A 9,681-nucleotide genomic window follows, 5' to 3' on the forward strand; every position below is an offset into this window, starting at 1 on the left:
CAGCCGGATGTCGGCTTCGGGGCGGTCGGCCGCTATGGTCGCCGGCCGCCGGTCAGCGCAGGAACAGGATGTCCAGGTCGCGGTCGGGCACGAAGTCGCGCTGGCGAAACTCGAAGGTCAGCGCGTCGGTGCGCTGCAGGTCGCCGTCGAAGCACAGGCTGAGCAGGTCGCCGGGGGCGCGCTTCTTCAGGGTCAGGTGGAAGTCCTGGATCGGCCCCTTCCAGTTGGCGCCGGTGCGCAGCACGTAGCGCAGGTTGCTCCACTGCAGGCCGTTGGCGCCGGCGCGGCGACGCATGCGCTGTTGGGTAGCGGCGTCCAGGCAGGTGGGCTTGGCGTACTCGCCGATCAGGTCGCTGGCCGGCATCGGCACGCCGGTGGCGACGCTGGGCGCATAACTGTGGCGGATCGCCACCGTGCCGCTGGCCGGGAAGCGCTGCTGCCAGACGAAGTACTCGCTGAGGGTGAAGCGCGGCTGCCCATCCGCATCGAACCAGCGTGCGGGCAGCGGCTTGCGCCCGGCCGGGACGGTGCCGCCCTCGACGTACTCGGCCAGGTCGTCCGGCGTCCAGCCGCTGGCCGCCCACGCGCGCGAGATGTCGGCCCCGTCCAGCTTCGCCACCAGCCGGCGCTCGGTGCGCACCGCCTTGCCGTCCACCCACAGCCTGAAGTCGGTGAGCGCACTGTGGTCGGCCATGCCGAAGTACATCGGCGGCATCGGGAAGGCGATCGGCACCAGCAGCTCGCGCGTGCTGGTGTTGGTGAACACGTAGTCCACCTGCACCCGCTCCTCGCTGATGAACAGGTCTTCCTTGCTCATGCGGATGTCCGGCTGGCGGATCAGTTCGATGGAGCCATTGGCATCGCCGATGCTGCTGTCGTTGGCGTAGGCGGCAGCGGCGGCGAACAGCAAGCACGACAGCAGGGAGGGCAGCAGGCGGCGCGGCAAAGCGTTGGCAGTCATGGCGTCGACGATCGGCGAGGAAAGGCGCTGCGGCCGCCGCGCGGCAGCGGCGAACGGGCGGGGCGCCATGGTAACCGCGGCGCATCGCACGCCGCATCGCGCCCCGCCACGGCGTTTGCTACGGTAGCCGGCGCCGTCACGGGGGGAAGGCCATCGCCATGTTCAAAGCATTCGCAACGCTGGCGCTGCTGACGTCCGCCTGGCTGGCCGCGGCGCAGACACCGGACGCGCGCAGCTACGCCAACCCGATCGACCTGGACTACCGCTACAACTTCGAGCAGTTGAACGAAGGCATTTCCTACCGCACCGGCGCCGACCCGGTGTTCGTGCGCTTCGGCGATGCCTACTACCTGTTCCAGACCCTGGCCGACGGCTACTGGTGCTCCCCCAACCTGCTCGACTGGCAGTTCGTCACGCCCAGCCGCTGGCCGTTCGAGAGCATCGTCGCGCCGGCGGTGGTCGCCGACGGCGACCGCCTGGTGATCATGCAGTCGGCCTTCGAACCGCGCCCGCTGCTGCAGACCCGCGACCCGGCCAGCGGCGAGCTCGACTTCCTGACCCGCCTGCTGCCCACGCTGCCGCGCGCCCAGCCGATCGGCACCGAGATGAAAGGCCGGCCGCTCAGCGACGTGCCGCCCGGCCCCTGGGATCCGGACCTGTTCATCGACGACGACGGCCAGTGGTACCTGTACTGGGGCTCGTCGGACCGGTACCCGCTGTACGGCATCGCCATGGACCGCAGTGCGCAGGGCTTCGCCTTCCGCGGCGTGCCGACGCCGCTGCTCGCGCTGGACCCGGCGCAGCACGGCTGGGAGCGCTTCGGCCCCGATCACCGCGGCGCCCGCTTCCCGGACGGCAGCCCGATCGGCAGCTTCCTGGAAGGCGCATGGATGACCAAGACCGGCGGCCGCTACTACCTGCAATATGGCGCACCGGGCAGCGAGTACAACGCCTACGCCAACGGCGTGTACATCGGCGAGCACCCGCTCGGCCCGTTCGTCTATGCGCCCTACAACCCGGTGGCCTACAAGCCCGGCGGTTTCATGCAGGGCGCCGGCCACGGCTCCACCTTCCAGGACGCGCACGGCAACTGGTGGAACAGCGGCACCGCGTGGATCGGCGCCAACTGGACCTTCGAGCGGCGCATCGTGCTGTTCCCGGCCGCGTTCGCCGCCGACGGGCAGATGCGCGTGTCCACCCGCTTCGGCGATTTCCCGCACTGGATGCCGGACGGCCCGGTGGCCGACCCGGAGACGCTGTTCACCGGCTGGATGCTGCTGTCCTATCGCAAGCCGGCCACCGCCTCGTCCACCCTGGACGACTTCGCCGCCGACCGCGCCACCGACGAGGACCCGCGCAGCTACTGGGTGGCCGCGCGCAACGCGCCCGGCGAGACCCTCACCGTGGACCTGGGCGGGGAGCGCAGCGTACGCGCGGTGCAGGTCAACTTCGCCGACTACCGTGCCGGCCGCTACGGCGATGCGCCGGACATCTACACCGCGTTCCGGCTGCAGCACTCGCGCGACGGCCGCCACTGGCTGCCGCTGGCCGAGGTCGGCGACGGCGCCGACCGCCGCGACCGGCCCAACGCTTACCTGCAACTGCCCGCGCCAGTGCGCACCCGCTACATCCGCTACGTGCACGGCCACGTCGGCGCCGCGCACCTGGCGATCAGCGACCTGCGCGTGTTCGGCAACGCCGACGGCGCCCCGCCACCTGCACCCACCGGTGTCGTCGCGCGCCGCGAGGCCGACCGCCGCAACGCCCGCGTGCACTGGCAGGCGGTACCCGGCGCCGTCGGCTACAACGTGCGCTGGGGCCTGCGCGCCGACCGCCTCACCCTCACCTACCAGGTGTTCGCCGACCGCGGCACCGACCTGGAACTCCGCGCGCTCAACGTCGACCAGGACTACGTGTTCGCCGTCGAAGCGTTCGACGAACGCGGCGTCTCCCCGCTGAGCGCGCCCGTCGCCGTGCCATGAAGCCATCACGGCCTTCCCGTATGCTTGGCGCCACCTCGACCGCGCACCGGCGAAGCGGCGCGCGGCAGGATCGGTTGCCGATCGAAGGAGAAGGACGATGCACCAGCACCAGGGAACCCAGCGCCAGCGCCGGCTGCGCGCATGGCTGATCGCCGCGGTGGTCGCCGCCGTGTGCGGCAACGCCGCCGCGCAGCAGATGGACCCACGCGACGCGCAACTGCAGCAACAGCAACGCCTGCTGCAGCAGCAGGCCGAGCAGATCCAGCAGATGCAGCAGCAACTGCAGCAGATGCCGCCGGCCGGCGCCGAAGCCGGTGCCCCGAGCGATGGCCTGTCCGCCACCTACCACGACTGCCGCAAGCAGGCGCAGGGCCTGGACGAGAACCGGCGCTGCATCCAGCGCGAACAGCGCGTGCAGCAGGAGCGGCTGGACCGCGCCTACGACAAGCTGCGCTACCGCCTCAGCGGCATGGACCGCTCCCGCCTGATGGATGCGCAATACACCTGGCAGCAGTCCAACGACCAGGCCGCACAACTCGACCGTGCGTTCGGCGCCCGCGGCCAGGAGTCAGGCCTGCAAAGCGCCGAAGCCACCCTGCGCCGGATCAGCTCCCGCGCCGACGAACTGGAAGGCTATACGCGCGGCGGGCGTTGAGGGCAAAGCGACCTCCGCAACAGGGCATGCACTGCGCGGAGCACAAAGCCGGTATGCGGATTCGAGAAAGACTCAGCGGAGGCACCTTCGACGGCAGCGTCGCAGAACTTGGCATCAACGACCTGCGATTCGAAGACGCCTGCAGCTGAGGCGGCCGAGCCGGCCAGCGCGCATGGGGCGCATCTCACTGCCCCGCCGCGCAACCCCCACCCTGGTCCGCGCACACCTTCATGGCGCGCTGCAGTTCGGCCTCGCTCAGTTGCGGGGGCGGCCGCGCGACGGCGGCCTGGACCTGGTCGGGGCCACCGGTCAGCGCGTGCAGGCCCTTGGCCGCCTTGCCGGCCAGGTAGTAGACGCCGAGCGCGATGTAGCCGCCGCTCTGGCTGACCTGTTCCACCGAGGGCGGCGGCCGCCAGTCCTTGTCGAAGCGGTTGGGCGGCGGGGTCACCGGATTCTTGAAGCGATACAGATCCAGCGGCTCGCCCTCGTCCGGCGGCAGCGCGCGCACTTCGCCCAGGGTCTGGATGTCGTCTTTGGCAGCGTCGGTGGCCGGCGGCATCGCGACGGACGGTGCGGGCGTCGCAACGGCATCGTTCGCAGGCGCGGCCTGTTGCGCCTGCACCTGCGTGCACGCCGCCAGCAACGCGACGGCCAGCGACGCCCTCAGGCGCCGGCCGATCGGTTCCGTTGTGCCCATGCTGTCCATGGCGCCCGAGCTTACGGACGCGGCGCGGCCATCTCTAGCGCGTCGCCACCGCCGTTCACGTCGGCGACAGCGGCCGCAGGCACAGCCAGATCGCGCACCAGTGCGCCAGCGCGCCGCCCAGCACGTGCGCATGCCAGATCGCGCGGTTGTAGAGCATCGCCTTGCGCACGTAGAAGGCCACGCCCACCGTATAGATCGCGCCGCCGGCGGCGATCAGCCACAGCACCGGCGTGTCCAGCCCGGCCACGATCGGCTTGACCGCGGCCATCCCCGCCCAGCCCAGCAACAGGTAGATCGCCACCCAGAAGCCCTTGGCGATGCCGGGCAGGAACAGCTTGGCGAACACCCCGAACAGCGCCACGCCCCACACCGCCAGGGTCATCGACCAGACCCAGGCGCCGGACAGCGCCAGCACGAAGAACGGCGTGTAGGAACCGGCGATCATCACGAAGATGCCGGCGTGGTCGAGCTTGCGCAGCACCGGCTGGCGCTGTGGCGGGGCGAAGTTGTACGCCGCCGAGCAGGCGAACATGGTCAGCAGCCCCAGCGCGTAGATGCTGGTGGCCAGGATCAGCGCATCGTTGGCATGGGCGCGCCAGACCAGCAGCGCGCCGCCGACCACGGCCAGCAGCAGGCCGGCGGCATGCACGAGCAGATCGGCACGGCGGGCGGCGGCGGTGCGGTAGTGCGGCGAAGCGGAAGGAGCAGAGACGGACAAGGGAATGTGCGGCGCCAGGAGCTGCGTCGCTGCCGAAGGGGGAGCGACAGCATAACTGCCGATCGCGTCCCTCCGCTCGCCGGCGGCGAACGCGCGCCCGCGCTTCCCGGGGCGATGCCTCGGCGCGCTCGGGGATCGCCGACGCTCGCCCGCACCGATGCGCGCGATCCGCACCCGCCTGCAACGACGACGCCAGCCATGCACAGCGCCCGGCGCAGAGGCGCAGGCTGAATCCGCTCAGCCTGCATGGCTCGCCCGATCGTGCGCGGTCTCATACCCTGAGACGCGATTTCGCTTCCCTGTTCCGCTTTGAGAGCCGTGCCGATGCCCGCCCACGCCCTAGCCCCGCGCACCGAGGACGCCGAGCGCGCCCTGTCCACCACCGACGGGATGCCCTCGCGCGATGGCGCGCTGCTCAGCGCGCGGCTGGAGCGGCGTTACCACGACCGCATCACCGGCAGCTTCACCATCCCCGGCCAGGCCGGCCGCTACGCGCCGATCCCGGACGACGTGCCGCCGGCGCTGGCCGCCGCATTGCGCGAACGCGGCATCGCGCAGTTGTACAGCCATCAGGCCGAGGCCTGGGAGGCGGCGCAGCGCGGCGAGCACGTGGCCATCGTCACCCCCACCGCCTCGGGCAAGTCGCTGTGTTACACGCTGCCGGTGGTGGCCGCGGCGATGACCGCGCAGGCCAAGGCGCTGTACCTGTTCCCGACCAAGGCGCTGGCGCAGGACCAGGTGGCCGAGCTGCTGGACCTCAACCGTGCCGGCGACCTCGGGGTGAAGGCCTTCACCTTCGACGGCGACACCCCCGGCGATGCGCGCCAGGCGATCCGCCTGCACGGCGACATCGTGGTCAGCAACCCGGACATGCTGCACCAGGCGATCCTGCCGCATCACACCAAGTGGGCGCAGTTCTTCGAGAACCTGCGCTACGTGGTGATCGACGAGATCCACACCTACCGCGGCGTGTTCGGCAGCCACGTCGCCAACGTGCTGCGCCGGCTCAAGCGCATCTGCGCGTTCTACGGTGTCACGCCGCAGTTCATCCTGTGCTCGGCCACCATCGGCAACCCGCGCGCACACGCCGAGGCGCTGATCGAGCAGCGCGTGCACGCGATCACCGATTCCGGCGCGCCCAGCGGCGACAAGCACGTGCTGCTGTGGAACCCACCGGTGGTCAACGCCGACCTGGGCTTGCGCGCCTCGGCGCGTTCGCAGAGCAACCGCATCGCGCGCATCGCGATCAAGTCCGGGCTAAAGACCCTGGTGTTCGCGCAGACCCAGTTGATGGTGGAAGTGCTGACCAAGTACCTGAAGGACATCTTCGACCACGACCCGCGCAAGCCGCCGCGCATCCGCGCCTACCGCGGCGGCTACCTGCCCAGCGAGCGCCGCGAGGCCGAGCGGGCGATGCGCGCCGGCAGCATCGACGGCATCGTCTCCACCTCGGCGCTGGAACTGGGCGTGGACATCGGCGCGCTGGACGTGGTGGTGCTCAACGGCTACCCCGGCAGCGTCGCCGCCACCTGGCAGCGCTTCGGCCGCGCCGGGCGCCGTCAGCAGCCGGCGCTGGGCGTGCTGGTGGCCAGTTCGCAGCCGCTGGACCAGTACGTGGTGCGGCATCCGGATTTCTTCGCCGACGCCTCGCCCGAGCACGCGCGCATCGCCCCGGACCAGCCGCTGATCCTGTTCGACCACATCCGCTGCGCCGCGTTCGAACTGACCTTCGTCGCCGGCGAGGCGTTCGGCCCGGTGGACCCGGCGGTGTTCCTGGAAGCGCTGGCCGAGAGCGAGGTGGTGCACCAGGAAGGCGATCGCTGGGAGTGGATCGCCGACAGCTATCCGGCCAATGCGGTGAGCCTGCGCTCGGTGGCCGACGGCAACTTCGTGGTGGTGGACAAGACAGACGGCAAGCAGCAGATCATCGCCGAGGTCGACTATTCCGCCGCCGCGCTGACCCTGTACGAAGGCGCCATCCACATGGTGCAGAGCACGCCCTACCAGGTGGAAAAGCTCGACTGGGAAGGCCGCAAGGCCTACGTCACCCGCACCCACGTGGACTACTACACCGACAGCATCGACTTCACCAAGCTCAAGGTGCTGGACCGCTTCGACGGCGGCGCGGCCGGGCGCGGCGACGCGCACCACGGCGAGGTGCACGTGGTGCGGCGCGTGGCCGGCTACAAGAAGATCCGCTACTACACCCACGAGAACATCGGCTACGGCCCGGTCAACCTGCCCGACCAGGAACTGCACACCACCGCGGTGTGGTGGCAGTTGCCGCAGGCCACCCTGCTCAAGGCGTTCGGCAGCAAGCAGGACGCGCTGGACGGCTTTCTCGGCGCGGCCTACGCGCTGCACGTGGTGGCCACGGTGGCGGTGATGGCCGATGCGCGCGACCTGCAGCAGGCGGTGGGCGACGGCGACGGCGCCTGGTTCGCGGTGGCCGACGCCAAGGGCCGCGGCCAGCTGCGTGGCGGCGACAGCGGCGAGCCGGCCAGCGTCGAACTGCAGCAGTTCGTGCCCACTGTGTACCTGTACGACAACTTCCCCGGCGGCGTCGGCCTGAGCGAGCCGCTGTGGCGGCGCCAGGCCGAACTGGTGCAGCGCGCCCGCGAACTGGTGCAGGGCTGCGACTGCGTGGCCGGCTGCCCGGCCTGCGTCGGCCCGGTGCTGGCGGCGCAGGAGGAAAGCGCGACCACGCCTCGGGCGCTGGCGTTGCGCGTGCTGCGCCTGTTGCTCGACGGCGAGGACGACGCGGCGCTGGACGCGCGCGGCGCGGCCACGATCGCGGCCGACGTCGATGCAGACGCGCTGCCGGAGTGGAGCGCATGAGCATCAGCCTGGAGCGCCTGCGCGCGCTGCGCCGGCAGGCCGGCGATACCAGCGCCGAGCGCACGCCGGCGTCCTCCGGCCATCGCATCGCAGCCGACGCGTCTGCCGCGCCACGCGCAGACACCGCCGCGGCGACGCCCACGCACGCGCCGCGGCAGGCAACGGCGCAGCCGCGCGAGGTCGCATCGCACGCGGCACCGCCAGCCGCACGCACGCAATTCGCTGCCCCGCGCAGCGGCGGCACCGACACCGCCGTGGCGCCACCCATCGCCATCGCCCCGTTCGACCGTGGCGGCACCGATGTGTCCGCCCTGCGGCGCCTGCTCGGCCTGCGCGAGCGTGCCGTCGCGCCCGCCGCGGCGGCGGCCGCACGCCGGCCGGCGGCAGCGCCGGACCGGCATCTACCCGGGGTGGAGATCGCGCCCGGGCTGCACCTGATCGAAGCATTCCTGCCGCAGCCGGTGCCCGCCGGCGCGCTGTCGCTGGCCTTCGCCCGCCGCGAGGATGCGGTGGAACCGACCGACCTGCTGTTCTTCGACACCGAGACCACCGGCCTGGCCGGCGGCACCGGCACCCGCGCCTTCATGATCGGCGCGGCCGACTGGACGGTGCATCCGGCCGATGGCCCGGGCCTGCGCATCCGCCAGTTGCTGATGGCCACGATGGGCGCAGAGAAGGCGATGCTGGAGGCGTTCCGCGCCTGGCTGCGGCCGGGCACGGTGCTGTCCAGCTACAACGGCCGCTGCTACGACGCGCCGCTGCTGAAGACCCGTTACCGGCTGGCGCGCTGCGCCGATCCGCTGTCGGCGCTGGATCACGTGGACCTGCTGCATCCCACCCGCCGCCGTTATCGCGGCACCTGGGAGAACTGCAAGCTCGCCACCATCGAGCGGCAGTTGCTGCGGGTGGTGCGCGAGGACGACCTGCCGGGCTCGGAAGCGCCGGCGGCGTGGCTGGGCTACCTGCGCGGCGGCAACGCGCGCAACCTGCGCCGCGTCGCCGCGCACAACCACCAGGACGTGGTCACGCTGGCGCTGCTGCTGCAGCGCCTGGTCGCCGCCGAGGCCGAGGAACGCGCACTGGCGGCGGCCGCGTCGGCGTAAGCGCGGCACGCAACGAGCGGATCACTCCAACCGCTGCGCATTCCCCGCGGCGATGGCCGCATCGAGCAGGCGGTCGACCTCGCGATCGATCTGCGCGCTCAATTCGCCCTGACGCGTGCCCAGTTCGCCCTGCTGCCGGCCCAGCGCGGCCTGCTGTTCGCCGAGCGCGCGCATCTTCGCCGACAGCGCGTCCTGGCGCTGCGCAAGCGCCGCCTGCGCACTCGCCTGCGCCTTGGCGGCGACGGCATCCATGTCGATGCGCTCCAGCGCCCGCGCCGCGGCTTCCTGCGCCAGCTTGCCCTGTTCCCGGCCCAGCTCGCCCTGCTCGCGGCCCAGCGCTCCTTGGCGCTTGCCCAGCTCGCCCTGCTGCGCGCCCAGCTTGCCGATCGGCTCGAACAGCGCGTCGAAGCGGGCCAGCAGCGCCGGATCGTGCACCACATAGCGCTTGCCGCCGCGGCGGAACCACAGGCCATCGCCCTGGGTCTCGCGCTTCATGCTGGCGAGTTCGTCGCTGCTGCCACTCATCGTCGAACGGTTGCCCTTGACCCGGACATACGACTGTTCGAGTTGACCGTTGCGGGTCTTCTGCACCGACCGCGTGCTGATCCGCGAGCCGATGGCCGGCGGCGCAGCGGGGACCGCCGGTGCCGGCGGCGCCAGCGGCGCGGGCGGCGGCAGCGGGGCGACCGGCGGCGGTGCAGGCTGCGCGGGCGTCGCT

Annotated in this window: 6 protein-coding genes and 2 pseudogenes; 4 read left to right on the top strand and 4 right to left on the bottom strand. The window is 71.7% G+C overall.

Annotation, left to right across the window (positions count from 1 at the left end; translation table 11 throughout):
• Window positions 1–52: 52 nt before the first annotated feature.
• The gene (locus J7357_RS05940) at window positions 53–961 is read right to left on the bottom strand and encodes a DUF4424 family protein (protein WP_209245363.1); all 909 of its coding nucleotides are present in this window, start codon (window positions 959–961) and stop codon (window positions 53–55) included.
• 158 nt (window positions 962–1,119) lie between these two features.
• Here J7357_RS05940 and J7357_RS05945 point away from each other — a divergent pair, with 158 nt between their 5' ends.
• A complete protein-coding gene (locus J7357_RS05945; protein ID WP_209245364.1) occupies window positions 1,120–2,943 on the top strand; it encodes a family 43 glycosylhydrolase in 1,824 nt (607 codons plus the stop codon).
• A gap of 97 nt (window positions 2,944–3,040) precedes the next feature.
• Window positions 3,041–3,598, top strand: a complete 558-nt coding sequence (locus J7357_RS05950; RefSeq protein WP_209245365.1) for a lysozyme inhibitor LprI family protein — start codon at window positions 3,041–3,043, stop codon at window positions 3,596–3,598.
• A gap of 184 nt (window positions 3,599–3,782) precedes the next feature.
• On the opposite strand, the gene J7357_RS05955 is transcribed toward J7357_RS05950, so the two are convergent.
• Both J7357_RS05955 and J7357_RS05960 read right to left on the bottom strand, forming a co-directional pair.
• Window positions 3,783–4,295, bottom strand: coding sequence for a hypothetical protein (locus J7357_RS05955; protein WP_244667295.1), 513 nt, complete (start codon window positions 4,293–4,295; stop codon window positions 3,783–3,785).
• Between the two features lie 64 nt (window positions 4,296–4,359).
• Complete coding sequence (locus tag J7357_RS05960; RefSeq protein WP_209245366.1) at window positions 4,360–5,022, bottom strand: hemolysin III family protein; 663 nt, start codon at window positions 5,020–5,022, stop codon at window positions 4,360–4,362.
• Between the two features lie 390 nt (window positions 5,023–5,412).
• On the opposite strand from J7357_RS05960, the pseudogene J7357_RS05965 reads away from it, so the two are divergent.
• Window positions 5,413–7,629 (top strand): annotated as a pseudogene (locus J7357_RS05965) (DEAD/DEAH box helicase); the annotation flags it as partial.
• Window positions 7,605–8,963 carry a ribonuclease H-like domain-containing protein gene (locus J7357_RS21325; protein WP_343237393.1) on the top strand — a complete coding sequence of 453 codons (1,359 nt, stop codon included), beginning with the start codon at window positions 7,605–7,607 and terminating at the stop codon, window positions 8,961–8,963. The pseudogene J7357_RS05965 and the gene J7357_RS21325, both read left to right, overlap by 25 nt.
• 21 nt (window positions 8,964–8,984) lie before the next feature.
• Here the strand turns inward: J7357_RS21325 and J7357_RS05975 are convergent.
• Window positions 8,985–9,681, bottom strand: a pseudogene (locus J7357_RS05975) (peptidase M56); the annotation flags it as partial.

The sequence above is a fragment of the Xanthomonas sp. D-109 genome (assembly GCF_017746095.1).
GTDB lineage: Bacteria > Pseudomonadota > Gammaproteobacteria > Xanthomonadales > Xanthomonadaceae > Xanthomonas_A > Xanthomonas_A sacchari.

Excerpts from the sequence above, each read along its gene's own strand:
- J7357_RS05940 (WP_209245363.1), bottom strand. The coding sequence starts at position 961 with ATGACTGCCAACGCTTTGCCGCGCCGCCTGCTGCCCTCCCTGCTGTCG.
- J7357_RS05945 (WP_209245364.1), top strand. The coding sequence starts at position 1,120 with ATGTTCAAAGCATTCGCAACGCTGGCGCTGCTGACGTCCGCCTGGCTG.
- J7357_RS05950 (WP_209245365.1), top strand. The coding sequence starts at position 3,041 with ATGCACCAGCACCAGGGAACCCAGCGCCAGCGCCGGCTGCGCGCATGG.
- J7357_RS05955 (WP_244667295.1), bottom strand. The coding sequence starts at position 4,295 with ATGGGCACAACGGAACCGATCGGCCGGCGCCTGAGGGCGTCGCTGGCC.